A 23,419-nucleotide genomic window follows, 5' to 3' on the forward strand; every position below is an offset into this window, starting at 1 on the left:
GGGCGTCTGAGCCGGCCGTCGAAGAACACCGGCTGACGGGGCGCGAGCCGCTCGCCGGCGGAGAACTCCTCGCCGAGCAGGTCCAGGAACCTCAGTGCGGCGGACGCGTCGTCCTCTCCCGCGCGCCGCAGGGCCCGCTCCGTGGCCCGGGCCAGGACGCGGAAGTGCTCGGAGGCCACCTTGCGGGCGGCGGGTTCGTAGTAGAGGTGGACGACCCGCCGGTCCGCGGAGTCGCGGACACGGCGTACGTGTCCCGCCCTCTCCAGCCGGTCCAGGCAGGCGGTGACGGAGCCCGAGGTGAGGCCGAGGTGCTGGCCGAGCCGCCCCGGCGTCAGCGGGGTCTGCGCGTCGAGGATGGCGCCGAGGGCCTGGATGTCGGTGGCGTGGAGGTTCTGCTCGCCCGCGAAGCGGTGGATCAGGGCGTTCATCTCGCCGTTGACGCGGCGCAGGTGGCGGGCCATGGCCAGCAGCCGCGCGTCGGCGGCGCTGGGCCGCTCGGCACGGGATTCGTCGTCTCCTCGCCGGTCGGCCGCCTCCACCGGCACAGACTATCCCGCGCGGAGCTCCCGTCGGGGACGGGGACGGTGACGCGGCGGCCCGGGCCTCCCCCTCCCGCCGGTCCGTACGGCCCAGCGCTGCGCGGCGCCGCGGTCGCGCTGCGAGCGGGGCGGCGCTTCGCTGTGCAAGGCGCGCGATTGCGGGTAGACGCAGCGCATGATCACAACTGTTCCCCTCGCGGCCTCCAGCACCTCGTCCCTCCTCCTGATCGTGGCCGGCGTGGTCGTGGCCGCGCTGCTGATCGCCGCCTTCTGGTACGGCAGCCGGCGCACCGCGGCCCGCAAGGACCCCGGCGCGCGTCCCGCGGACCAGAGTCCTGCGGCGCAGGCGCGGCAGGACTCCTGGGAGACGCCGGACGACTCCGGTCAGCAGGGGACCCGGCCCCAGGGCTGACACGGGGCCGGGTCGGGGCGCCGGACGATCAGGTGTGCAGACGGCTGTTGGGGCCGTCCTGATCGCCGGCGCTGTCGTCGTTGAACCAGTAGTCGCCCGCCGCGAGGTACCGGAAGGCGTGGGTGCTCGCCGCGGGCAGCTCCACGGTCACCGCACGCTTGCCGTCCTTGCGGAGTTTCAGCGGGTGCGTGCCGGGCTGCCAGTCGTTGAAGTCGCCCACGACGCTCACCTGGCCCGGCGGCCGGTCCGCGGGCAGCACGAAGGTGACCTCGGTCCGGTCCTTGCGCAATTTACGTTCCAGCACGGGAGAGCTCCTCAAGCAGGATCGGGGGGCCGCCCGCACCACGACGCGCCGACGAGGACGCGAGCGGGCGACGCCGGTCGGCTGTTCCTACGGCCGAGTTCAGCGTGACACAAGGCGTCCCGGTCTGCGCGTCGACGTACACGGAGCGTGACGGTCCCCGGGTGGACCCCCGGCCGGAGCCGGCTCCGTCAGGAGGTCGGCTCCGCGGTGATCCGTGCGCAGTGGGTGACCACCTCGGCCAGGTCGCCGCCGGTGCGCAGCAGTTCGCGCTGGATGCGGGCTCCGTTGCCCCGCTCCGTCAGTCGGGCGATGCCCTCGCGGACGAGTGCGTCGTCGCCGTGGTCCACCAGGGCCTGCCTGACGTGCTGGTAGAGCGCCTCCACGGCGCTCGCGGCGGAGGTCTCCCGCATCGTCGCGGGGTGCAGCAGCGGGCCGTCCAGGCCGGAGCGGCCGGCGCGCCAGGAGGCGAGGCGCAGCAGGCCGGTGCCGATCCGGGCCGGGGGCTCGCCGGCCCGCCACTGCCGCGCGGCGGTCTCGACGAGGCCGCGTACCAGGGCGGCCAGCAGGACGGGGGTCCACGCCTCCAGGCAGACGTCCGCGACCCGCACCTCGACCGTGGGGTAGGTGGCCGACAGGCGGGCGTCGAACCAGATCATGCCCTTGTCGCGGAGCACACCGGTGTCGACCAGGGCGTGCACCTGCTCGTGGTACTGGTCGGCGGACCCGAAGACGTCCATCGGGCCGGCCGACGGCAGCCGGTTCCACACCCGGCTGCGGTAGCTCGCGTACCCGCTGTCCTGTCCCTGCCAGAACGGCGAGTTGGCGCTCATCGCCGTCAGGACGGCGAGCCACGGCCGGATCCGGTCCAGTACCGCCACACCCTCCTCGTCCGACTCGACCGACACATGGACGTGGCAGCCGCCCGTCAGCTGCTCCTGCGCCGTCAGCCCGAACTGATCGGCCACCCACTCGTACCGCTTGCCCGTGCTCAGTGAGGGCCGGACGGGCAGCGGCGAGGTCGCCAGGGCCGCCACCACGGCCCCTTCGGAGGCCGCGTGGCGGGCGGCCTCGGCCCGCCACCGGACGATCTCCTCCAGCAGCTCGCCCATCTCCGTCACCGGCTTCGTGGCGAACTCCAGCTGCTCCCGGTGCAGCTCCTTCTCGAAGGTGTGGCCCGGCGTGCCGCCGTCGCCACTGTCCGGCTGCTGCCGGGCGGACCGGTTCGCGGCCGCCAGCACGGCACCCGACAGCGCCAACGGTTCACCGCTGCCCGCGTCCACCAGCAGCAGTTCTTCTTCCACGCCAACGCTTCGCACAATGCCCCTATCGGTCTTCGATCTCTTGCACTACCGCCTGTGCCCCTCGCGCCGAGGCTCATGCGAGACTGCGCCACGGCCCGTCGCCGCACCGGCCGACACGAAGGGAACACCATGGTCCGTATCACCCTCGTCCAGGGCGACATCACCGCCGAGCGGGTGGACGCGGTGGTCAATGCCGCGAATTCCTCCCTCCTCGGCGGCGGGGGCGTGGACGGAGCCGTCCACCGCCGCGGCGGCCCGGAGATCCTCGCCGCCTGCCGGGCACTGCGCGCCTCCCGGTACGGGAAGGGCCTGCCGACGGGCCGGGCGGTCGCCACCACGGCGGGCCTGCTCCCGGCCCGGTGGGTGATCCACACGGTGGGTCCGGTCTGGTCCCCCGACGAGGACCGCTCCGCGCTGCTGGCCTCGTGCTACCGGGAGTCCCTGCGCGTCGCGGCCGAGCTGGGCGCCCGTACGGTCGCCTTCCCCGCCGTCTCCACCGGCGTCTTCGGCTGGCCCATGGACGACGGCGCCCGCATCGCGGTGGAGACCGTCCGCGCGGCCGCGGCGGCCCCGGTGGAGGAGGTCCGCTTCGTGCTCTTCGACGCGGCGGCCCACGAGGTCTTCGCCCGGGCCCTGAAGCGCTGAACGCCCCGGGCGCGGCCCCGGTGTCCGGGTGGGCTTCGCGTTCAGGAGGGGACGGAGGCCAGCCAGCCGGTCAGGATGTCGTTGACCTCGGCGGGGCGCTCCTGCTGGATCCAGTGGCCGCAGCCTTCGAGGATGTGCGAGGAGACCAGGCCGGGCAGGGTGGTGGGGTACGCCTCGATCGCACCGGCGAGCCAGACGGTGGAGGCGTCCAGGGCGCCGCCGATGAACAGGGACGGCTGGGTGAGGGGGGCTCCGTCGAAGGCTGCGAGGTCCTCCCAGTCCCGGTCCATGTTCCGGTAGCGGGCGAGTGCTCCGCCGGTACCGGTGCGCTCGAACTCCCCGGCGTAGAAGTCGAGGTCCTCCGCGCCGAGCCAGGCCGGGCGCGGACCGTCGGGGAAGCGGTCGCGGAGGGTCCCGCCCCGGTCGGCGAAGTGCGGGTCGGGTGCGTCGGCGGCCGGCATGGTGTCGCCGGCGAAGGCGGCGTAGAAGCCCCCGAGCCAGCCTCGGACGTCGGGCTCGATCTCGGCCTCCACGCGGCCGGGCTCCTGGAAGCGGGAGACGTAGAACTCCTCGTCCCCGCCCATCCCGGTGAACACCTCGCTGGGCCGGGGGCCGCCGCGGGGGGTGTAGGGGACGCCGAGCAGTCCGACGGCGCGAAAGACGTCCGGCCGCAGCAGAGCGGAGGTGGCCGCGATGTTCGCGCCCCAGTCGTGGCCGACGATCGCCGCGGTCCGCTCGCCGAGGGCGTGGACCACGGCGGCAGCGTCCTCGACCAGGTGGAGCATCCGGTACGCGTCCGTGGCCGCGGGCCGGGAGGAGCGACCGTAGCCGCGCACGTCGACGGCGGCCGCGCGGTACCCGGCGGCGGCCAGGGCCGGCAGCTGGTGGCGCCAGGAGTACCAGGACTCCGGGAAGCCGTGCACCAGCAGCACCAGCGGGCCGACGCCCTGTTCCACCAGGTGGATGCGGCCCGCGGGCGAGGGGACCGTCCGGTGGACGGCGTGCGCGGCCTGCGACATGGAGCCTCCGGGGTTCGTACCTGTCGTGCGCCGGGATCGGCACGTTCATCATCGGCCGCACGGAGTCAGCGGTGGGAGCCCTGTTGCCGGTTCGGCAAACCGGCGCGGCCGCGGGGGCTCGGGACGGCCCGCGCCGGGGTGTGATTGGGCGGGCCGGATGGGGGCAAGGGGGCTTCAGTGATCCGCTCCTGTCGGAAGGAACCTGACATGCTGATGGCCCACCCCGCCGTCCTGCCCGGCCTCGTCGAACGCTACTGGGCCCTCTCGGTGCTCGACGCCTCCGACGGCCCCTCCCCCGTGCGCGAGGAGATCCGGGACGTGGCCCGGGCCCTGTGCGTGGCTACGGGCACCTCCAGCATCGATGCCGCCCTGGTGGCCGCCCGGCACCGCCTCCCCGGGGCGGACACCCTCGACGACTCCCTGCTGACGGCCGCGGCGTCCTGAGCGTGCGGCCGCACAGCCGCACGGCGGCGCGGATTAGCTCATCGGCGGGCGGGTCGGCGGCCGCACGGCGCAATCCCGCGACCGGGACGCCCGCCGAGGGGGAGCACAGGGACATGGACAGCGCGAACAACGAGAAGGACGCGGCACACCAAGTGCCCGACGGTGTCGACGACAAGACGGTACGGGCCCTGGGCGCCCTGTCGAAGGCCCTGGAGACGACGGAGCGGGCCCGCGGCCACCTCTACGGCTTCCACCAGCTGACCGGCACGGCGGACTTCGAACTCGACGACGCCGTGCGGCTGCTGCGGGAAGCCGGGCACGAGGAGCAGGCGGCCCTCGTCGAGAAGGAGATCATCGGCCGCAACGTCATTCCGGGGCACTGGACCTTCCAGATCGTGGAGGCCTACGACTCGTCCTACTACCGGCCCTTCGGCGAGGTCGAGCGGGCCGTCCGCGACGCGCTCGCCGACGGCCGGGACCACTTGTACGAGGCCCGGTTGAAAGAGGAGCGGCGCACCCGCCACCACCCCGACCACACGGCGACTCCCCCGCAGTCGCAGTCCTGACACCCGGCGGCGGCGCGGCGACCGCGGGCCGGGCGGCCGGCGGTCGCGGTCCCGTCATCCGGCCGGTACCGCCGCGAACGGGCTGCGGCCGAGGCCGTCCAGCAGGTCCGCCGGGTCCCGGTACACGGCGGCGGCGCCCGCCTCCTCCAGGTCGGCCCGCGGGATTCCGCCGCAGAGCAGGCCCACGCACCGCACGCCGGCCCGGGTGCCGGCCTCCATGTCCCACACCGTGTCGCCGACGAACACGGCCCGTTCCGCGGGGACCCCGGCCAGCCCCAAGGCGTGCAGGACGGGATCGGGGGCCGGCTTGCCCTGCTCGACGTCGTCGGAGGTGGCGGTGTCGGTGAGTGCGTCGTCGGCGTCGATGGCCCGGCGCAGGGCGGTGAGCTCCCGGTCCTTGGCCGAGGTGACCAGCAGGACCTTCCAGCCCGCCGACGCCAGTTCCCGCAGCAGCTCGGCGGCCGAGTCCAGGGCGGGCAGCCGGTCGAAGTACGTGGCGTACAGGGTGTCGTGCGCCGCGCTCATCCGGTCGTCCTCCCCGCGGTCGCGGTCGTCCCCCAGGAGGTGGTCGAGGAGGTCCTCGCCGGGCAGGCCGACGGCCCGGTGGATGGCGTGCATGGGGACCGTGTGGCCGCTCTGGCGCAGAGCCTCCCACCACGCCGTCACGTGCAGGTGGTTGGTGTCCGCGAGGGTGCCGTCGACGTCGAAGAGCGCGGCCCGGTCCACGGCCGGGTCCTCACAGTTCCCGCAGGGCCGGGAGGAGCTTGTGCTCCGCCCAGGCGAGGAAGGGTTCCTGGTGGTCCCCGCCGATCTGGACCAGGGCCACCTCGGTGAACCCGGCGTCGGCGTAGGGGCGCACCGCCTCGACGAACGCGTCCACGTCGTCACCGCAGGGAATGGCGGCCGCCACGTCCTCGGGCCGCGTGTGCGCGGAGGCCTGGGCGAAGCCCGCCGGGCCGGGCAGTTCGGCGTTGACCTTCCAGCCGCCGAGGGCCCACCGGAACTGGTCATGCGCGCGGGCCACCGCCGCTTCGCGGTCGGTGTCGTAGCAGACGGGCAACTGTCCGACGCGGGGTTTGCCCGCGCCCCCGTTCGCGTCGAAGAGGTCCAGCAGCTCGCGCTTCGGCTCGGTGGCGATCACGAGGTCCGCGTGCCGGCCGGCGAGCTCGCAGGAGCGGCTGCCCGAGACGGCGACGCCGATGGGGGGCGCCTGGTCGGGAAGGTCCCACAGTTTCGCGTTCTCGACGTCGAAATGGGCTCCGTGGTGGCTGACGTACTCCCCGTCGAAGAGGGAGCGGATGATCCCGACGGCCTCTTCGAGCATCTCCAGCCGGACGTGGGCGGCGGGCCAGCCGCCTCCGACGACGTGCTCGTTGAGGTTCTCACCCGACCCGAGGCCGAGCCGGAAGCGCCCCTCGGACAGCAGCTGCACGGTGGCGGCCTTCTGCGCGATCACGGCGGGGTGGTACCGGAAGGTCGGACACGTCACGTACGTCATCAGCGGGATCCGGGAGGTGGCCTGCGCGGCCGCCCCCAGGACGCTCCACGCGTACGGGGCGTGTCCCTGCGAGTCCAGCCAGGGGAAGAAGTGGTCTGAGACGACGGAGAAGTCGAAGCCCGCCCGTTCCGCCCCCACCACGTGGGACACCAGCTCACGGGGCCCGGCCTGCTCGGTCATCATCGTGTACCCGATGCTCACCATGGACTGCGCCTACCCGCCCGAGCCGCGCGAAACCTCCCCTCCCGTCACGCGGTGGCCCTGCCCCGGCCCGCCGCACCGCCGTTCGTGGGCGGGTACGCGGGCCTCGCGGGTACGGACGGCGGTACGGGCGCGGGGGGCAGCGGCGGGAGTGCGGGCTCGTACAGCCAGGCCGAGAACAGCTCGTCCAGCGGCTCGGCGGCGTAGCGGGAGACGTGGGCGGTGAAGCCCGCGGTGGTCACCACCCCGTGGCGGTGCACGGAGGCCCACTCGCGCAGCATGCGGAAGAACGCGTCGTCGCCCAAGGCGCAGCGGATCGCGTGCACCGTGAGGCCGCCGCGCTGGTACAGCCGGTCGTCGAACATCAGCTTGCGGCCCGGGTCGGCCAGCCGCAGGTCCTGCGGCCGGAGGGACAGCAGCCGGTGGGCGGTGGCCGCCAGCGCGTGTGCCGTGCGGCTGCCCGAGCGCTCGGACCAGAGCCATTCCGCGTACTTCGCGAATCCCTCGTTCAGCCAGATGTGCCGCCAGTCGGCGATGGTCACGCTGTTGCCGAACCACTGGTGCGCGAGCTCGTGGGCGACGAGCCGCTCCGAACCGCGGACGCCGTCCACGTGGTTGGCGCCGAACAGCGACAGCCCCTGGGCCTCGACCGGGACGTCCAGTTCCTCGTCAGCCACGACGACCGCGTACTCCCCGAAGGGGTAGGGGCCGAAGATCTCCTCGAACAGCCGCATCATGGCGGGCTGTCGGGCGAAGTCCCGGGAGAAGCGGGGCAGGAGGTGCGCCGGCACGTGGGCGCTCTGCGGAACCCCGCCGAGCCCGGGCTCGCCGAGCAGCACCGTCTGGTACATCCCGATCGACAGGCCCACGAGGTAGCTGGAGGTCGGCGCGGACTGCTCGTACACCCAGGTGGTCGTGCTGGCCCGCGTCGTCCGGGTGAGCAGCCGCCCGCCCGCCACCACCGTGTAGGGGGAGGGTGTGTTGACGGAGATCTGGTAGGAGGCCTTGTCCGCGGGCCGGTCGTTGCACGGGTACCAGGAGGGCGCCCCGACCGGCTGGCTGGCCACCAGCGCGCCGTCGGTCAGCTCCTCCCACCCGATGCCCCCCCACGGGCTGCGCACCGGTCTGGGGTTGCCCGCCCACTGGACCTCCACGGTGAAGGCGGCGCCGGCGGGCAGCGGCTTGGCGGGCCGGACGCGGAGCTTGCCGCCGCGGTGGGCGTAGTGCGGCGCCCGCCCGTTCACCAGCACCCGGCCGACCCTGAACTCGGCCAGGTTCAGGTGGAACTCGGTGAGGGGCGCCCGCCCCGCGATGGCGCTGAGCCGGGCCGTGCCCGCCAGCCGGTTGGGGCCCGGGCGGTACTCCAGAGCGAGTTCGTACCGGTGCACGCGGTAACGGGGGTCGCCGTTGGCCGGAAAGTACGGGTCCGATGCCGCTGTCTTCTGGCCGCTCACTGCCGCTTCCGCTCCCTGCGCTGTGCTCGTACGACGTGCTGGTGTGCCACCGCCGCTGCCGCGGCACCCGACCGGCGCACGGACGGCCCGGGACGGCCGGGAGCCGGGCGGGAAGCGTGCCGGGACGGCCCGCTCAGGACCGCCACGACTCGATCGGATTGCCCAGCCAGCGGGTGTTGGCGGGGACGGATTCCCCGGCCATCACGAGAGACGCGGGACCCAGTGTGCTGCGGGCCCCGATCGTACTCCCGGGCAGGACGATTCCGCCCGGGCCCAGGGTGGCGCCCTCGCGGAGGACCACAGTATCCGTCCTCAAGATCCGGTCGTGGAAGAGGTGCGTCTGCAGTACGCAGCCCCGGTTCACGCTGACCGCGTCGCCGAGCTCGACCAGGTCCGTCTCGGGCAGCCAGTAACTCTCGCACCACACGCCTCGGCCGATCCGGGCGCCGAGCGCGCGCAGCCACAGGGCCAGCACCGGCGTCCCGGGCACCGATCCGGCCAGCCACGGTACGGCCAGGACCTCGACGAAGGTGTCGGCCAGCTCGTTGCGCCACACGAAGCCGCTCCACAGCGGGTGCTCCGCCGCCCGGTGCCGGCCCACGAGCAGCCACTTCGCCGCCACGGCGACCAGGCAGGCGGCGGCGCCGGCGGCGAGCAGGACCGCTCCCGACAGCAGGGCCGCCACCCAGATCCCCGGACCGCGCGTCCCGGCCAGCGCGCAGAGCGCCGCCGCGGTGAGCACGGCCAGCGCGGCCGAGCAGAAGACCGGGACGAGCCGGCACAGCTCCACCAGCCCGCGGGCCCACAGCAGCCGCGCGGGCGGGTCGTACGTCCGGCTCTGGTCGGAGTCCGCGGCGGAGCGCGGCAGCCGGACCGGCGGCAGGCCCAGGTAGGAGCTGCCCTTCTTGGCCTTCTTCGGGGTGGCGGACAGCACGCCGACCAGTCCGTCGTCCGGCACCGTGCGGCCCGGCGCGGTCATGCCCGAATTGCCGAGGAAGGCCCGGCGGCCGATCTCGGAGTGTCCGATCCGCATCCAGCCCCCGCCCAGCTCGTAGGGGGCGGTGAGGGTGTCGTCGGCGAGGAACGCGCCCTCGCCGACGGTGGTCAGGCTGGGCAGCGCGAGCACGGTCGACACCTCCGCGCCCCGGCCGATCCGCATGCCGAGCAGCCGCAGCCACACCGGCGTGATCAGCCCGGCGTACAGCGGGAAGAGCGTCTCCCGGGACAGGTCCATCAGCTGGGTCACCGTCCAGGCCTGCCAGCCGATCCTGCTGTGCGTCGGATGGCTCCCGGTCCGCAGCCCGAGGCTGAGCAGGCGCACCGTGACCAGCAGCAGCAGTGCGTACGCGAAGCCGAAGACGAGCGCCGCGGGCACCACGGCCAGCAGTGCCCCCCGCAGTGCCTCGGCGAGGGCGGCGCCGGCGGGTACGAACAGGCTCACCACGAACAGGGCGGGCAGGGCGCAGAGCACCGGCAGGGCCGTGAGGCAGAAGCCGGTGGCCCCGTAGACGGCGCGCCAGTGCAGCGGACGGGGCGGGCGCCCGTCGGGCCAGTTGTGCTTGGCCTTGCCGAGCTTGCCGGCGGGCGCTCCGGCCCAGCGCTGACCGGTGGGGATCTGTCCGACCACGGCGGAGCCGGGGGCCACCTCGGCCCGCTTGCCGACGCGCGCGCCGGGGAAGAGGATGCTGCGGGTGCCGACGACGGCGCCCGCGCCGACCTTGACCGGGCCGATTTCGAGGCGGTCCCCGTCCAGCCAGTGCCCGGAGAGGTCCACTTCGGACTCCACGGCGCAGCCGCGGCCGAGCTTGAGCATGCCCGTCACCGGCGGCAGCGAGTGCAGGTCCGCCTCGGGGCCGATCTTGGCGCCCAGGGCGCGGGCGTAGCGCTCCAGCCAGGAGCCGGTGAGAGAGGTCGCGCGGACGCACTCGGCGAGCCGCTCGGCCGTCCACAGCCGCAGGTGCACGCTCCCGCCGCGCGGGTGGCGCCCGGCCGTCACCCCGCGCAGCAGCAGGCGGGCGCCGCCGGCCGCGAGGGCGAGCCGGCCCGGCGGACTGTGGAACAGCGCCGCGCCGGCGGCGACGAGCCACCACGAGGCGGTCGGGGCCCACGGATACGGGCCGAAGCGGTGCAGTACGTTGCCCAGGGCCAGCAGCACCACCATCCAGCGCAGGCCGACCAGGGTGAACAGCGGGAGCAGCAGGAGGGACTGCGCCGCCTTGGCCCGGAGCGGCACGGGTGCGACGGTCCGGGGCGCGCCGTCGTCCTGTACGGACTTCTCCAGCCGTCGGGCCAGTTTGCGCAGGGTGGGCTGCTGATAGATGTCGACCACGGCCGCGCGCGGGTAGCGGGTGCGCAGCCGGGTGGTGAGCTGGGCGGCGGCGAGGCTGTTGCCGCCGATCGCGAAGAAGTCGTCGGCGGCGGTGACGGCCACGCCTAGGGTCTCGCTCCACTGCTCTGCGAGCCAGGCCTCGGTGCCGTACAGCTGCTCGGCGGGGCCGGTGGTCTCCAGGCCGGGCAGCGGCCAGGGCAGTGCGGCGCGGTCGACCTTGCCGGACGTGCGGGTCGGCAGGTCGTCGACGGGTGCGAGCAGCGGCACGAGCGCCGCGGGAAGCTCGGCGCGCAGCCGCTCGACGGCCGCGGCGCGGTCCCAGCCCTCCTGGGTGACGAGGTAGCCGACGAGCAGCTGGTTGCCGCTGCGCGCCGTGCGGACGGCGGCGGCCGCCCCGGCGATGCCGGGCAGGGCCTGGAGCGCGGCGTCCACCTCGCCGAGCTCGATCCGGCGCCCCCCGAGCTTGATCTGCTCGTCGCCGCGGCCGAGGAAGACCAGGCCCTCCGGTTCCGCGCGGACGAGGTCGCCGCTGCGGTAGGCGCGCTCCCAGCCGAGGGACTCCAGAGGGGCGTACTTCTCGGCGTCCTTCGCGGGGTCGAGGTAGCGGGCGAGGCCCACGCCGCCGATCACGAGCTGGCCGCTGCCGCCCATGGGCACGGGCTCGCCGGACTCGTCGACCACGGCCAGTTCCCAGCCGTTCAGCGGGAGGCCGATGCGGATCGGTTCCTCGCCGGTCAGCAGCGAGGCGCAGGCGACGACGGTGGCCTCGGTGGGGCCGTACGTGTTCCAGACCTCGCGGCCCTCGGTGACCAGGCGCTGGGTCAGTTCGGGCGGGCAGGCCTCCCCGCCGAAGATCAGCAGCCGGACCTCGTTGAGGGTCTCGGGCTCCCAGAGCGCGGCCAGGGTCGGCACCGTGGAGACCACGGTGATCTCCTGCTCCGCGAGCCAGGGGCCGAGGTCGGCGCCGCTGCGCACCTGGGACCGGGGCACGGGCACGAGGCAGGCGCCGTGGCGCCAGGCCAGCCACATCTCCTCGCACGAGGCGTCGAAGGCGACGGACAGTCCGGCCATGACCCGGTCGCCGGGGCCGATGGGCTCCTCGGCGAGGAACAGCGCGGCCTCGGCGTCCACGAACGCGGCGGCGCTGCGGTGGCTGACGGCGACGCCCTTGGGCTTGCCGGTGGAGCCGGAGGTGAAGATGACCCAGGCATCGTGGCCGGTGCCCGGCCGCGCGGCGCGGGCGCCCGCGTCCCCGGAGCCGGTGGTGTCGATGCGTCCCCCGGCGCCCAGGACGGCCCGCACGCCCGCCTCGCCGAAGACCAGCTCGGCGCGCTCGTCCGGGTCCTCGGCGTCGACCGGCACGTAGGCGGCGCCCACGGACAGCACGGCCAGGATGGCCGCGTACAGCTCGTTGGTGCCGGACGGCACCCGTACGCCGACCCGGTCGCCGAGCCCCACCCCGGCGGCCGCCAGGGCGCGCCCGCGGCGCTCGACCTCGGCGGCCAGGGCCCGGTAGGTCAGCCGGGAGGTGCCGTCGTCCAGGGCCGGCTCGTCGGGGTGGGCCCGTACGGAGGACTCGAAGACGTCGACGAGGGTGCGGGCGGGGGCGGCGGGCCCGGCGGAGAACCGGGCGGACTTCGCGGGCTCCTCGCGCGCGTCGCCGTCGTCGAGCAGAGTGAGTTCCCCGTGCTCAGGTGTGGCTGCCATCGGCCCTCGCGTTTCGTTCCCGGATGCGTCCCGGCCGCCGGCGGAGCCCGGGTTCGCCCGGGTTGTTCCGTCCAGCGTCGAACAACCCGCAACTCTAGTGCGTCGTCAGGTTTCCTCATGTCGAAGGCTTGCGCGTGGCCGGGAAGCAACGGCAGGGGGGCCGCCGGGTGCCGCGACCCGCACCCCGGACGGCCTACCCGCACGGGGACACGCCGTGCGTCCCTGCGCGAAACGGGCGGCGGCTGGTGGAATGCCCTCCTCGACGGGCAGGCAGGGAGACGGGGGTGACGGGCATCGTGTCGGAGCGGGACGGATCGGACGCGCGCCCGCACGCCCTGGAGGAGGCGCTCGAACGGATCGGGACGTCCGACGACGAGCGGGAGACGTGCCGGGAGCTGGCCGCCTTCCTGGTCCCCGCGTTCTGTGACGCGGCGGCCGTGGACCTCGTCGGACCGGGCGGGGACGTCGAGCGGGTGGCCGCGGCCGGGGCCGCGGAGCTGCTGGAGTCGCCGGAGCCCGCGTTCCCGCCCGCGGACCGGGCCGCGGAGGGGAGGCGTCCCCTGGGGACGTGGGCCGGGCGCGTGGCGGGGCGGTCCGCGCACGCCGTCGCGCTGCCCCTGACCGGTCGGGGCGAGGTCCACGGACGGCTGCTGGTCGTGCGGGCCGGCGGGGAGTTCGGCGGCCGCGGGACGGCGACGCTGCGCCTGGCGGCGGGCCTGGCCGGCATCCACATCGGTCATGCGAGGCGGCTGGCGGCGACGGAGCGGACCGCTCTCGCACTCCAGGGGGCCCTGCTGGCCGAACCGGGCCGGCCCCACCCGAACGTGGAGATCGCCAGCCGCTACCTGCCCGCCGGCCTGCGGGCCCTGGTCGGCGGGGACTGGTTCGAGACGGTGCGGCTGCACTTCGGCCGCACCCTGCTGGTGATGGGCGACGTCATGGGGCACGGTCTGGACGCGGCCGTGGACATGAACGCCTACCGGGCGATCCTGCGCGAGATCGCCGCCACGGATCTCGCGCCGCACCGGGTGCTGCGCCGGCTGGACGCCCTGTCCGCGGCCGACGAGGCCCGGCGCCCCGCGACCTGTCTGCTCGTACGGATCGATCCGGCCCGCGGCAAGGCCGACTTCGCCAGCGCGGGCCACCTGCCGCCGGCCGTCTTCGCGGGGGACGGCCGGGGCGAGCTGCTGGAGGTGCCCGTGGGCCCGCCCCTGGGCACGGGCGTCGGCGGGTACGAGGCGTACAGCCGGCCGATCACCGCGGACCAGACGCTGCTGCTGTACACCGACGGCCTGGTCGAGCGCCGGGGCGAGGACATCGACACCTCCCTGGCGCGGCTCGCCGCCCTGCGCGCGGCGCCCGGGGCGACGCCGGCGGAGGTGGTGGACCTGGTGTGCGCGGGCCTGGACGCGCGGCACGCCGAGGACGACGTCGCGGTCCTCGCGGCACGGCTGCGCCCCGGGCGGGACGCCGGGCCCGAGGGTCAGGCGCAGGCGGGGCACAGCCCGCGGTAGGTGATCTCGACCTCGGCGACCGTGAAGCCGAACCGCTCTTGCGCCGTGAGCCCGGCCAGCGGGTCGCCGGCCGGGTGGACGTCCCGGATCAGCCCGCAGGAGGAGCAGACCAGGTGCTGGTGCGGGAGGTGCGCGTTGGGGTCGTAGCGCTTCGCGCGGCCGTCGGTGGAGACCTCCGCGACCTCGCCGAGGGAGACAAGCTCGCCCAGGGCGTTGTAGACCGTCGCCCGGGAGATCTCGGGCAGCCGCTGCACCGCACGGGCGTGCACCTCGTCGGCGGTGAGGTGCACGTGGTCGCCGTCCAGGACCTCCGCCACGACACGCCGCTGGGACGTCATCCGCCAACCACGCTCTCGCAGCCGTCCCAGCAGGTCACTCATTTCGGCTCACCTCTTCGGGCTCGTGACCGGATCGCGGCAGTTTACGGGTGCCGTCCGGGATCCGATCGAATATGGGCTTGGTGTTCTTCTTGACTTGGATTCTGTCCATCGTAGGATCGGTTTCGTCCACAGCCAAGGGACAGGACGACTCCGGAGCGGCAGGGGAGCACGAAGTGACGGACCACCGCCGGGAGTTACGCGGTGCCGCAGCGCAGGCGCCGGCGCCGGCACCGGCCGCCCGCGTCCCGCTGCTCGCGACCCTCCGGAACGGTGACCGCCTCGGCTGTTGCACCGCACGCAGTTCATGAGCACCGTGATCCGCCTGGTCCGGAAGGATTCCCATGTCTGAGAACCATGATGCAATCGTCGTAGACGCCAAGACGGAGGGCGGAGGTGGCTGCCCGGTCGCGCACGACCGCGCCCCGCACCCGACCCAGGGCGGCGGAAACCGCCAGTGGTGGCCGGAGCGGCTCAACCTGAAGATCCTCGCCAAGAACCCGGCCGTGGCCAATCCCCTCGGTGAGGACTTCGACTACGCCGAGGCGTTCAAGAGCCTCGACCTCCCGGCCGTCAAGCGGGACATCGCGGAGGTGCTCACCACTTCGCAGGACTGGTGGCCGGCCGACTTCGGCCACTACGGCCCCTTCATGGTCCGGATGGCGTGGCACAGCGCCGGCACCTACCGGATCAGCGACGGCCGCGGCGGTGCCGGAGCCGGGCAGCAGCGCTTCGCCCCCCTCAACAGCTGGCCGGACAACGCCAACCTCGACAAGGCCCGCCGTCTGCTGTGGCCGGTCAAGAAGAAGTACGGCCAGAACCTCTCCTGGGCCGACCTCATGATCCTCACCGGCAACGTCGCCCTGGAGCAGATGGGCTTCGAGACCTTCGGCTTCGGCGGCGGCCGCGCCGATGTCTGGGAGCCCGACGAGGACGTCTACTGGGGTCCCGAGACCACCTGGCTCGACGACGAGCGCTACACCGGCGACCGCGAGCTGGAGAACCCGCTGGGCGCGGTCCAGATGGGCCTCATCTACGTGAACCCGGAGGGCCCCAACGGCACCCCGGACCCGCTGGCCGCGGCCCGCGACATCCGTGAGACGTTCCGCCGGATGGCGATGAACGACGAGGAGACGGTCGCCCTGATCGCGGGCGGCCACACCTTCGGCAAGACCCACGGCGCGGGCCCCGCGGACAGCGTGGGCGACGACCCCGAGGCCGCCTCGCTCGAGCAGCAGGGCCTGGGCTGGAAGAACTCGTACGGCACCGGCAAGGGTGGCGACACGATCACCAGCGGCCTCGAGGGCACCTGGACGACCACCCCGGTCACCTGGGACAACAGCTTCTTCGACATCCTGTTCGGCTACGAGTGGGAGCTGTTCAAGAGCCCCGCCGGGGCGCACCAGTGGCGGCCGAAGGGCGGCGCGGGGGCCGGTACGGTGCCTGACGCCCACGACGCGTCGAAGAGCCACGCCCCGACGATGCTGACCACCGACCTCGCGCTCCGGGTCGACCCGGCCTACGAGCAGGTCTCCCGCCGCTTCCACGAGAGCCCGGCCGCGTTCGCGGACGCCTTCGCCCGGGCCTGGTACAAGCTGACCCACCGCGACATGGGCCCGGTCGTGCGCTACCTCGGCCCCGAGGTCCCGTCCGAGACGCTGCTGTGGCAGGACCCGCTCCCCGCGGCCGCGTACGAGCCCGTCGACGCCGCCGACATAGCCGACCTGAAGCGCCGGGTCCTCGCCACGGACCTGTCGGTCGCGCAGCTGGTGTCTGCGGCGTGGGCGTCCGCATCGTCCTTCCGCGGCAGCGACAAGCGCGGCGGCGCCAACGGCGCGCGCGTCCGCCTCCAGCCGCAGAGCGGGTGGGAGGTCAACGAGCCGGACCAGCTGGCGACGGTGCTGCGCACGCTCCAGGGCGTCCAGGAGTCCTTCAACTCCGCCCAGAGCGGCGGCAAGGGCATCTCGCTGGCCGACCTGATCGTGCTGGCGGGCGGCGCCGCCGTCGAGCGGGCCGCCGAGGCCGGCGGCCACGCCGTCACCGTCCCGTTCACCCCGGGCCGGGTGGACGCCTCGCAGGAGCAGACCGACGTGGAGTCGTTCGCGGCGCTGGAGCCGGCCGCCGACGGGTTCCGCAACTACCTCGGCAAGGGCAGCCGCCTGCCGGCCGAGTACCTGCTGGTCGACCGGGCGAACCTGCTGAACCTGAGCGCCCCCGAGCTGACGGTCCTCGTCGGCGGTCTGCGCGTCCTGGGCGCCAACCACGGGCAGTCGGCGCACGGCGTCCTGACGGCGACGCCGGGGTCCCTGACGAACGACTTCTTCGTCAACCTGCTGGACCTGGGCACCACATGGACGGCGACGTCCGGGGACGCGAACACGTTCGAGGCGCGCGACGCCGCCACGGGCGAGGTCAAGTGGACCGGCACCCGGGCCGACCTCGTCTTCGGGTCGAACTCGGAGCTGCGTGCGCTCGCGGAGGTCTACGCGAGCGACGACGCGAAGGAGAAGTTCGTGAAGGACTTCGTCTCCGCCTGGGACAAGGTCATGAACCTGGACCGGTTCGACCTGGTCTGACCACGTCGTGCGGGACGGCCCGCGCGGCGGGCCGGCCCGCACGCCCCGGTCCGGCGGCCCCCTCACGGCCACCGGATCCGGGCGCGCGCCCCGCGGCGGCCCCGTGATTGACACGGCCCGCGGGGTGTCGCAGGCTGCCGGGGCTCCCCGGGACGATCTCGGGTGGGCGTACGCTTGGACGCGGCGGTGAGGAGGCACGGGTGAGGTCGGCGCGAGCGCTGGCGACGCTTGACGAAGTCGGAGTGGGAGACCACGTCTGCTGGATCGTCGACCGTGCCGCGGGTTTCCCCGCCGCCTCGGATCCGTTCGTCGCGGACGGGGCGCTGTTCGGGGACCGGGTCGTGGTGGTCGGGTCCCCCGGGCCGCTCGCCGAGGTCCGCAGGCTGCGTTCGTTCCCCGCGTCCGCGGTGGTGATCGACCCCTTCGTCACCGCGGGCTCCGTGGTCGCCGCGGTGGGACAGGAGGTGAAGAGGGCCAGCCGTGACGGGTTCCGGTCGGTCCGTGTCCTGGCGTGCCGCGAAGCGCGTGAGGGCCGCTCACCGGACATGCCGGCCCTCCTCGACAGCGAGCTGGGACTGGACGAGGTCGCCGCCCTCTACGGGGCCACGGTGGTGTGCGCCTACCTCCCCGGCTCCTGGGACGCGCTCGACCTGGAGCAGGTCATGTGTGTACACCCGCAGACACTGGGCAGCCGACCGGGACTGCCCGGGTTCCACATGTTCAGATCGGGAAGCGAGGGCTGGAAGGTGACAGGGGTGATCGACTCGGACGGGGCGCAGGCGTTCGGCTCCGTCCTTCGGGCCGCCGCGCAGCACACGTCCGCCATCCGGCTGTGCTTCGCCGGCGTGGAGCTGATCGACGCCGCCGGGATGCGCGCCCTGGTCGACGCCGCGCAGCACCTGCCGGACCGGTCGGTGGTCGTCGAGGGCGCCAACCGGATGGTGCGGCTCTCCTGGGAGCTGTCCGGATTCGCCGTGCCCGAGGTGCCGGTGGAGGTGCTCGGATGACCGTCACCGTTCAGTCGGAGCAGCCGCAGGACGGCTTCCGCCACGAGCTCTACCCGTACCTCGGCGACGACGAGTTCCTGGGGGGCGCCCTCGGCTTCATCGAGGAGGCCCAGGACGCCCGGGAGGCGGTGATCGTCTCCGTACCCGGTGACCGCGAGGCCCTGCTGCGCGCCGAGCTCCCGGACTCCAAGTCGGTCACGTTCGTGGACGCGGCCGCCCCCGGCCGCAATCCCGGCCGGCTGCTCGCCGTCTGGCAGGACGAGATCGCCCGGCACTCCGCCGACGGACGGCCGCTGCGCGGCATCGGCGAGTCCGCCTGGCGCCAGGCGCGCACGCCTTCGGAGGCCGCCGAGCTGCGGTACCACGAGTGGCTCCTGAACCTGGCCTTCGCGCAGGGCACCGCCTGGTGGCTGCTGTGCCCGTACGACACCGCGGACGACGACCGCGACTCGCTCCGGGCCCTCACCCGCTGCCATCCCCTCATCCGCCGCGACGGGACCGCCGTGGCCAGCGACGGCTACGACCGGGAATCCCCCTACGCCTTCGAGGAGCTCGCCGATCCGTGCGGGCCGCTGGACGAGCTGGACTACGCCCGGGGCGGCCTGCCGGCCGTCCGGGCCAAGATCGCCGCCTGCGCCGCCGAGGCGAACGTCGCGGAACCGCGGCTGGGCGAGCTCCTCCTCGCGGCCACCGAGGTCGCGAGCAACAGCATCCGCCACGGCGGCGGGCACGGAACCCTGCGCACCTGGACTCAGGACTCGGCCCTCGTCTGCGAGTTCCGCGACGCCGGGCACATCGAGGACCCGCTGGCCGGCCGTATCCGCCCCACCCACCGGCAGCCCGGGGGCCGCGGCCTGTGGCTGGTGCACCAGCTGTGCGACCTCGTCGAGATCCGCTCCGCCCCCGGGACGGGCACCACCGTCCGTCTGCACACGCGGTTGTCGGCGGACTGACCTGGTGGACGACGCCAACATGATCGATTCGTACACGCGTGCCGACGACGCCGAGGTCGCGGCGGCCGCGGCGGCGGCCGGCGCCGACGTCGTGCGCGGGCTGTACGGCCGACCGCTCGCCCGCACCGACAAGGGCGCCGGGGACTTCGCCACCGCCGCCGACGTGGCCGCCGAGAAGGCGATCCTCGACGTCATCCGCACCGCGCGGCCCGACGACGCGGTGCTGGGCGAGGAGGGTGGGCAGCACGGCGCGGCCGACGCCGCGCGCCGGTGGCTGGTCGATCCCCTGTGCGGCACGCTGAACTACGCCGCCGGCAGCATGCTGGTGGCGGTGAACGTGGCGCTGCGCGACCGTGCGGCGGCGGTCGCCGACCCGTTCACCGGGGAGGTCTTCCGCACCGACGGCATGAGCGCCCGGGTGCGGCGCGACGGGGTCGACGCGCCGTTGGCGCCCACGGCGGCCACCGGCCTGGTGGACGTCAACCTGGACCCGCCGTTCCCCGGTGCGCCCGGATTCCGGGGCGTGGACCTGCTGGCCCACCCCGGGTTCGTCGAGCGGTTCCGGCCGCGGGTGGTGTCCACGACGCTGGCGCTGGCCTGGGTGGCGGCCGGCAGGCGGGCCGCTTACGTCACCGACGGCGGCGACCTGTCCGGGAGCGTGCACTTCGCCGCCGGGATCGCCCTGTGCCGCGCGGCCGGCTGCGTGGTCAGCGGGATCGACGGCGCCCCGCTCGGACCGGCGGGCCGCGGGCTGGTGGCCGCGGCCGACGCCGGGACCCATGCCCTGCTGATGTCGATGATCCGCGGCCGGCGGGGTGACGTGTCGAGGCCGTAGCGGCGGCCCGCGCCGTCCGAGCCGTCCCGGCCGCCTTGGAGCGGACCGCACTTTACTTGCCCTTGACCATCTGGTTGCGGATACTGTCCGTAACCATCAGCCGTCCGGACCGCGCGAGGTCCACCGAGAAACGAACGGAGCGCAAGTCCCGCAATGGGTGAACCTCCCAGTCCACGCCGTGCCACGCCCTGCCCGCAGAGTCCGGCCCGGGGAGCGGGGGTGGCACGGTGACCGAAGTCCTGCTGCTCCTGCTCGCCCTGGCCCTCACCCTGGCGTGCGCGGTGTTCGTCGCCGCCGAGTTCTCCCTCACCACCGTCGAGCGGAGCGAGCTCGAACGCGCCGCGGCGGCCGGTGAGCGCGGCGCCGAAAGCGCCCTGAAGGCAGCCAAGCGGCTCACCTTCCAGCTGTCCGGTGCCCAGCTCGGCATCACGGTCACCTCGCTGGTGATCGGCATGCTGGCCGAGCCGTCCGTCTCCGCCCTGCTGCGCGGCCCCCTGGAAGCGACCGGGCTGCCCGCCGGCGCGGTGTCCACCGTCGCGACCCTGCTCGGCGTCGCCCTCTCCACCGTCGTCCTCATGGTCGTGGGCGAGCTGGTTCCGAAGAACTGGGCGATCTCCCGACCCCTGGCCGTCGCCAAGGTCGTCGCCGGACCGCAGGGCGCCTTCACCGCCGCCTTCGGCCCGCTGATCCGGCACCTGAACAACACCGCGAACCGCCTCGTCCGGCGCTTCGGCCTGGAGCCCGCCGAGGAGCTGGCGTCCGCCCGCACCCCGGAGGAGCTGGTCGCGCTGGCCCGCCACTCGGCCCGGGAGGGCGCGATCGAGGCGGACTCGGCCGAGCTGTTCGTCCGCACGCTGCACCTCGCGGAGCTGACCGCGGAGAACGTCATGAGCCCGCGGATCGACGTGCAGGCGCTGGAGCTCCGCGCCACCGCGGCCGACGCGGCGAACCTGACGCTGGCCACGGGCCTGTCCCGGTTCCCCGTCTACCGCGACACCCTGGACGAGGTCGTCGGCACCGTCCACATCCGCGACGTCCTGGCCCTGGACGAGGACGAGCGCCCGGCGACCACGGTGGCCGAGCTGATGACCCCGCCGCTGCTGGTTCCGCACTCCCTGCCCGTGGACAGCCTCCTCAGCCGGCTCCGCAGGACCCGCACCATGGCCGTGGTCATCGACGAGTACGGCGGTACCGCGGGCGTGGTGACCGTCGAGGACATCGTCGAAGAGGTCGTCGGTGCGGTCCGCGACGAGCACGATCCGATCGAGGTCCCCGACCTCGTCGAAGTGCCGGAGCAGGACGGCCGCGCCGCGTGGGAGGCGGGCGGCAGCGTCCGCGTCGACGAGCTCCGGGAGATCGGCTTCGCCGTCCCCGACGGCCCGTACGAGACGCTGGCCGGGCTGGTCGCCACCCGTCTGGCACGCATTCCGGTCGAGGGCGACACCGTCGCCGTGGACGGCTGGGACGTCACGGTGCTCGACACGGACCACCACCGCGCCGACCGGGTGGCGATCACCGCGCCCGCCGCTTCCGCCGACGACACCGATTCCGGGGACGAGCACCGATGACCGCGATCCAACTGCTGATCGGTGCCTTCACCCTGATCACCAACGCCTTCTTCGTCGGCGCCGAGTTCGCCCTGATCTCGGTCCGCCGCAGCCAGATCGAACCGGCCGCCCTGAGGGGCGACCGGCGGGCCCGGACCACCCTGTGGGCGCTGGAGCACATCTCCGCGATGATGGCCACCGCCCAGCTCGGCATCACCGTCTCCTCGCTGGTCCTGGGCGCGGTCGCGGAGCCGGCCATCGCCCACCTGCTGGAGCTCCCCTTCGAGGCGGTGGGCGTCCCCGAGGCCCTCGTCCACCCCATCGCGTTCGTCATCGCCCTCGCCGCGGCGACGTACCTGCACATGCTGGTCGGCGAGATGGTCCCGAAGAACATCGCGCTCGCCTCGCCCGTACCGACCGCGCTGCTCCTGGGGCCGCCGCTGGTCGCCCTCACCCGCATGCTGCGGCCCTTCGTGTTCGGCATCAACGCCCTTGCCAACGCGCTGCTGCGGCTGCTGAAGGTCGAGCCCAAGGACGAGGTCGGTGCGGTCTTCACGGACGACGAACTCGCCCGCCTGGTGAAGGACTCCAGCGCGGCCGGACTCCTGGCCCCCGAGGACGGGCAACGCCTGCGGGACGCGCTCGCGCTCGGCAAGCGGCCGGTCGGCGACATCATGATCCCCCGCGCGGAGTTCGTCACCGTCCCGCTGGGCACCACCCCGCGCGGGCTGGAGCGCACGGCGGCCGACCACGGGTTCTCCCGGCTGGTCGTCACCGGCTCCGACGGCGAGATCATGGGCTTCCTGCACATCAAGGACGCCCTCGCGGCCACCGAGCGCACCGCTCCCTTCCCGGTCGGCGACCTGCACACCGTCACGCAGGTCGCCCGGGACACCCCGCTGGACGACACCATGGACGCCATGCGCGACGCCGGCACCCACCTGGCGGCCGTCACCGACGACACCGATGCCGTGATCGGCTTCGTCACCATGGAGGACGTGCTCGAAGAGCTCGTCGGCGAGGCCGTCTGACGCCCCGCCGGGCGGCCGGACGGCCGCCCGGCACGGGACGCCGGCTCCCCCGCGGGCTACTTCTGCAGCGCCCGGACGGCCTGTCCCTCCAGGTCCACGCAGCGGTCCACGCGCTCCGCACATGCCTCGAACAGCGCGCGCCGACCCTCGGCGTCGGCGTCCCGGTCGGCGTCCCGGGCGAGCGCGGCCAGCTCCGACCAGTACCGGGCGGACTCCCGGAAGAGTCCGGCCGCCTCCGGACGCCCGACGAGGTCGAGGAAGTCCGCGTACAGGGGCCGGGTCGCGCCCGGGGCGGTCCACTCCTCCTCCAGGCAGGCGTACAGCCGCCCCGTACCGGCGCGGAAGGCCTCGGGGGAGCTGCCGAACCGGCGCTCCCAGCCCGTCTTCGTGGTCCTGTCGCGCAACTGCGCGGCGAACTTCTCCATCCCGGTGAAACCGAAGTTCACGTCGAACGCGTTGCCCAGCACCGGCCCGGTGAGGTGGGCGACGGTGGAGGCGATCGCCCCTTCCACGTCCGGCTCCCCCTCGGGCGGCCCGGTGGGCACGATCAGCTGGTGGCGGCCCTTGCGGTGCGCCGTCCACGCGGCCCCGAACTCCTCCCGGTCGATGCGGTGCGGGGTGTCGGCGCCGTCCTCGATCAGCAGGTCGTCGCCGTCGTACCCGGCGATCACGACGGTGTACGGGTCGGCACCGGTCATCTCGGCGGCCGGGTCGGCCTCGTGCCAGGGCAGGGAGGAGCGGTCGACGACGCAGAAGGCGGGCTGCCCTTCGTCGAGGGCCGCACGGACCCGGCCCCAGCGGGGCTTCATCGCGCGCGTGGCGTCATACGGGATTCCCAGCCGGCCGAGCGCGACCTGCACCCAGGGCTCGGGGTGGGCCTGGGCCACGATCGTGGCGATGGGTGCCAGGCCCTCGTACTCGAAGACGAAGTACATGAAGCCGATGCCGCCGGCCAGGCCGGCGACGAGCTCCTCGTCGTGGGCGCTGCCCAGGGCGTGCCGGATCAGGGAGGCCTCTCGGTGGCGTCCGGTGCCGAAGTCTTCGTACACGAGCACAGTCATACGGTCAGCCTAGCCGCGCCGGCGGTACGGGCCCGACGCGCGCGTTCCGCACGGGTGTCCGGAGGGCGAACGCGCGGAGCCGCCGGCCGGGGCGCGTCG

At 74.1% G+C, this 23,419-nt stretch carries 21 protein-coding genes; 11 read left to right on the forward strand and 10 right to left on the reverse strand.

Annotation, left to right across the window (positions count from 1 at the left end; translation table 11 throughout):
* On the reverse strand, nucleotides 1–539 hold a 539-nt coding region (locus tag ACFWU6_RS19180; RefSeq protein WP_383982071.1), incomplete at its 3' end, for a MarR family winged helix-turn-helix transcriptional regulator.
* A gap of 175 nt (nucleotides 540–714) precedes the next feature.
* Here ACFWU6_RS19180 and ACFWU6_RS19185 point away from each other — a divergent pair.
* On the forward strand, nucleotides 715–951 hold the full coding sequence (locus ACFWU6_RS19185) for a DUF6479 family protein (protein WP_383809579.1): 237 nt from the start codon (nucleotides 715–717) through the stop codon (nucleotides 949–951).
* 28 nt (nucleotides 952–979) lie between these two features.
* Here ACFWU6_RS19185 and ACFWU6_RS19190 read toward each other — a convergent pair whose 3' ends face one another.
* Nucleotides 980–1,255, reverse strand: a complete 276-nt coding sequence (locus ACFWU6_RS19190) for an isoamylase early set domain-containing protein (protein WP_383809576.1) — start codon at nucleotides 1,253–1,255, stop codon at nucleotides 980–982.
* A gap of 188 nt (nucleotides 1,256–1,443) precedes the next feature.
* Nucleotides 1,444–2,571, reverse strand: coding sequence for a glutamate--cysteine ligase (locus ACFWU6_RS19195; protein WP_383982073.1), 1,128 nt, complete (start codon nucleotides 2,569–2,571; stop codon nucleotides 1,444–1,446).
* 114 nt (nucleotides 2,572–2,685) lie between these two features.
* Between ACFWU6_RS19195 and ACFWU6_RS19200 the strand changes: the two genes are divergently transcribed.
* The gene (locus ACFWU6_RS19200) at nucleotides 2,686–3,201 is read left to right on the forward strand and encodes an O-acetyl-ADP-ribose deacetylase (RefSeq protein ID WP_383809570.1); all 516 of its coding nucleotides are present in this window, start codon (nucleotides 2,686–2,688) and stop codon (nucleotides 3,199–3,201) included.
* A gap of 41 nt (nucleotides 3,202–3,242) precedes the next feature.
* Here the strand turns inward: ACFWU6_RS19200 and ACFWU6_RS19205 are convergent, their stop codons facing one another.
* Nucleotides 3,243–4,220 (reverse strand): alpha/beta fold hydrolase, encoded by a 978-nt coding sequence (locus tag ACFWU6_RS19205; RefSeq protein WP_383982075.1) that lies wholly within the window; start codon nucleotides 4,218–4,220, stop codon nucleotides 3,243–3,245.
* Between the two features lie 207 nt (nucleotides 4,221–4,427).
* On the opposite strand from ACFWU6_RS19205, the gene ACFWU6_RS19210 reads away from it, so the two are divergent.
* Together ACFWU6_RS19210 and ACFWU6_RS19215 are read left to right on the forward strand one after the other, a co-directional pair.
* Nucleotides 4,428–4,664, forward strand: coding sequence for a DUF5133 domain-containing protein (locus ACFWU6_RS19210; RefSeq protein ID WP_383809565.1), 237 nt, complete (start codon nucleotides 4,428–4,430; stop codon nucleotides 4,662–4,664).
* Between the two features lie 113 nt (nucleotides 4,665–4,777).
* Nucleotides 4,778–5,230 (forward strand): hypothetical protein, encoded by a 453-nt coding sequence (locus ACFWU6_RS19215; RefSeq protein WP_383809562.1) that lies wholly within the window; start codon nucleotides 4,778–4,780, stop codon nucleotides 5,228–5,230.
* A gap of 54 nt (nucleotides 5,231–5,284) precedes the next feature.
* Here ACFWU6_RS19215 and ACFWU6_RS19220 read toward each other — a convergent pair whose 3' ends face one another.
* The 4 genes from ACFWU6_RS19220 to ACFWU6_RS19235 form a co-directional block, all read right to left on the reverse strand.
* Nucleotides 5,285–5,956 (reverse strand): HAD family hydrolase, encoded by a 672-nt coding sequence (locus ACFWU6_RS19220; protein WP_383809587.1) that lies wholly within the window; start codon nucleotides 5,954–5,956, stop codon nucleotides 5,285–5,287.
* 10 nt (nucleotides 5,957–5,966) lie between these two features.
* Nucleotides 5,967–6,932, reverse strand: coding sequence for an LLM class F420-dependent oxidoreductase (locus tag ACFWU6_RS19225; protein ID WP_383809559.1), 966 nt, complete (start codon nucleotides 6,930–6,932; stop codon nucleotides 5,967–5,969).
* A 44-nt stretch (nucleotides 6,933–6,976) separates the two neighbouring features.
* Nucleotides 6,977–8,383 (reverse strand): M1 family metallopeptidase, encoded by a 1,407-nt coding sequence (locus ACFWU6_RS19230; RefSeq protein ID WP_383809556.1) that lies wholly within the window; start codon nucleotides 8,381–8,383, stop codon nucleotides 6,977–6,979.
* Between the two features lie 133 nt (nucleotides 8,384–8,516).
* On the reverse strand, nucleotides 8,517–12,419 hold the full coding sequence (locus ACFWU6_RS19235) for a Pls/PosA family non-ribosomal peptide synthetase (RefSeq protein ID WP_383982077.1): 3,903 nt from the start codon (nucleotides 12,417–12,419) through the stop codon (nucleotides 8,517–8,519).
* 284 nt (nucleotides 12,420–12,703) lie between these two features.
* Here ACFWU6_RS19235 and ACFWU6_RS19240 point away from each other — a divergent pair, with 284 nt between their 5' ends.
* On the forward strand, nucleotides 12,704–13,933 hold the full coding sequence (locus ACFWU6_RS19240; protein ID WP_383982078.1) for a PP2C family protein-serine/threonine phosphatase: 1,230 nt from the start codon (nucleotides 12,704–12,706) through the stop codon (nucleotides 13,931–13,933).
* Here ACFWU6_RS19240 and ACFWU6_RS19245 read toward each other — a convergent pair.
* Nucleotides 13,903–14,313, reverse strand: coding sequence for a Fur family transcriptional regulator (locus tag ACFWU6_RS19245; protein WP_383809548.1), 411 nt, complete (start codon nucleotides 14,311–14,313; stop codon nucleotides 13,903–13,905). The genes ACFWU6_RS19240 and ACFWU6_RS19245 overlap by 31 nt on opposite strands.
* A 341-nt stretch (nucleotides 14,314–14,654) precedes the next feature.
* Between ACFWU6_RS19245 and katG the strand changes: the two genes are divergently transcribed.
* The 6 genes from katG (at nucleotide 14,655) to ACFWU6_RS19275 (ending at nucleotide 22,259) form a co-directional block, all read left to right on the forward strand.
* A complete protein-coding gene (katG, locus tag ACFWU6_RS19250) occupies nucleotides 14,655–16,886 on the forward strand; it encodes a catalase/peroxidase HPI (RefSeq protein ID WP_383982080.1) in 2,232 nt (743 codons plus the stop codon).
* Between the two features lie 200 nt (nucleotides 16,887–17,086).
* Nucleotides 17,087–17,893 (forward strand): MEDS domain-containing protein, encoded by an 807-nt coding sequence (locus ACFWU6_RS19255; protein WP_383809545.1) that lies wholly within the window; start codon nucleotides 17,087–17,089, stop codon nucleotides 17,891–17,893.
* Nucleotides 17,890–18,846 carry an anti-sigma factor RsbA family regulatory protein gene (locus ACFWU6_RS19260; RefSeq protein WP_383809542.1) on the forward strand — a complete coding sequence of 319 codons (957 nt, stop codon included), beginning with the start codon at nucleotides 17,890–17,892 and terminating at the stop codon, nucleotides 18,844–18,846. Before ACFWU6_RS19255 ends, ACFWU6_RS19260 begins: the two co-directional genes overlap by 4 nt.
* A gap of 19 nt (nucleotides 18,847–18,865) precedes the next feature.
* Nucleotides 18,866–19,681, forward strand: a complete 816-nt coding sequence (locus ACFWU6_RS19265; protein ID WP_383982124.1) for an inositol monophosphatase family protein — start codon at nucleotides 18,866–18,868, stop codon at nucleotides 19,679–19,681.
* Nucleotides 19,682–19,908: 227 nt separating this feature from the next.
* Nucleotides 19,909–21,249, forward strand: coding sequence for a hemolysin family protein (locus ACFWU6_RS19270; RefSeq protein WP_383982082.1), 1,341 nt, complete (start codon nucleotides 19,909–19,911; stop codon nucleotides 21,247–21,249).
* Complete coding sequence (locus ACFWU6_RS19275; protein WP_383809537.1) at nucleotides 21,246–22,259, forward strand: hemolysin family protein; 1,014 nt, start codon at nucleotides 21,246–21,248, stop codon at nucleotides 22,257–22,259. Before ACFWU6_RS19270 ends, ACFWU6_RS19275 begins: the two co-directional genes overlap by 4 nt.
* Nucleotides 22,260–22,315: 56 nt before the next feature.
* Here ACFWU6_RS19275 and ACFWU6_RS19280 read toward each other — a convergent pair whose 3' ends face one another.
* Complete coding sequence (locus ACFWU6_RS19280; RefSeq protein WP_383809534.1) at nucleotides 22,316–23,320, reverse strand: BtrH N-terminal domain-containing protein; 1,005 nt, start codon at nucleotides 23,318–23,320, stop codon at nucleotides 22,316–22,318.
* Nucleotides 23,321–23,419 lie beyond the last annotated feature (99 nt).

Source organism: Streptomyces sp. NPDC058674, from assembly GCF_042716505.1.
GTDB lineage: Bacteria > Actinomycetota > Actinomycetes > Streptomycetales > Streptomycetaceae > Streptomyces.

Bases quoted from the DNA above. Each gene is read 5' to 3' on its own strand.
- ACFWU6_RS19260 (WP_383809542.1), top strand. From the start codon at position 17,890: ATGACCGTCACCGTTCAGTCGGAGCAGCCGCAGGACGGCTTCCGCCAC.
- ACFWU6_RS19275 (WP_383809537.1), top strand. From the start codon at position 21,246: ATGACCGCGATCCAACTGCTGATCGGTGCCTTCACCCTGATCACCAAC.
- ACFWU6_RS19235 (WP_383982077.1), bottom strand. From the start codon at position 12,419: ATGGCAGCCACACCTGAGCACGGGGAACTCACTCTGCTCGACGACGGC.
- ACFWU6_RS19200 (WP_383809570.1), top strand. From the start codon at position 2,686: ATGGTCCGTATCACCCTCGTCCAGGGCGACATCACCGCCGAGCGGGTG.
- ACFWU6_RS19215 (WP_383809562.1), top strand. From the start codon at position 4,778: ATGGACAGCGCGAACAACGAGAAGGACGCGGCACACCAAGTGCCCGAC.
- ACFWU6_RS19185 (WP_383809579.1), top strand. From the start codon at position 715: ATGATCACAACTGTTCCCCTCGCGGCCTCCAGCACCTCGTCCCTCCTC.
- ACFWU6_RS19280 (WP_383809534.1), bottom strand. From the start codon at position 23,320: ATGACTGTGCTCGTGTACGAAGACTTCGGCACCGGACGCCACCGAGAG.
- ACFWU6_RS19225 (WP_383809559.1), bottom strand. From the start codon at position 6,932: ATGGTGAGCATCGGGTACACGATGATGACCGAGCAGGCCGGGCCCCGT.
- ACFWU6_RS19210 (WP_383809565.1), top strand. From the start codon at position 4,428: ATGCTGATGGCCCACCCCGCCGTCCTGCCCGGCCTCGTCGAACGCTAC.
- ACFWU6_RS19265 (WP_383982124.1), top strand. From the start codon at position 18,866: ATGATCGATTCGTACACGCGTGCCGACGACGCCGAGGTCGCGGCGGCC.
- ACFWU6_RS19245 (WP_383809548.1), bottom strand. From the start codon at position 14,313: ATGAGTGACCTGCTGGGACGGCTGCGAGAGCGTGGTTGGCGGATGACG.
- katG (WP_383982080.1), top strand. From the start codon at position 14,655: ATGTCTGAGAACCATGATGCAATCGTCGTAGACGCCAAGACGGAGGGC.
- ACFWU6_RS19205 (WP_383982075.1), bottom strand. From the start codon at position 4,220: ATGTCGCAGGCCGCGCACGCCGTCCACCGGACGGTCCCCTCGCCCGCG.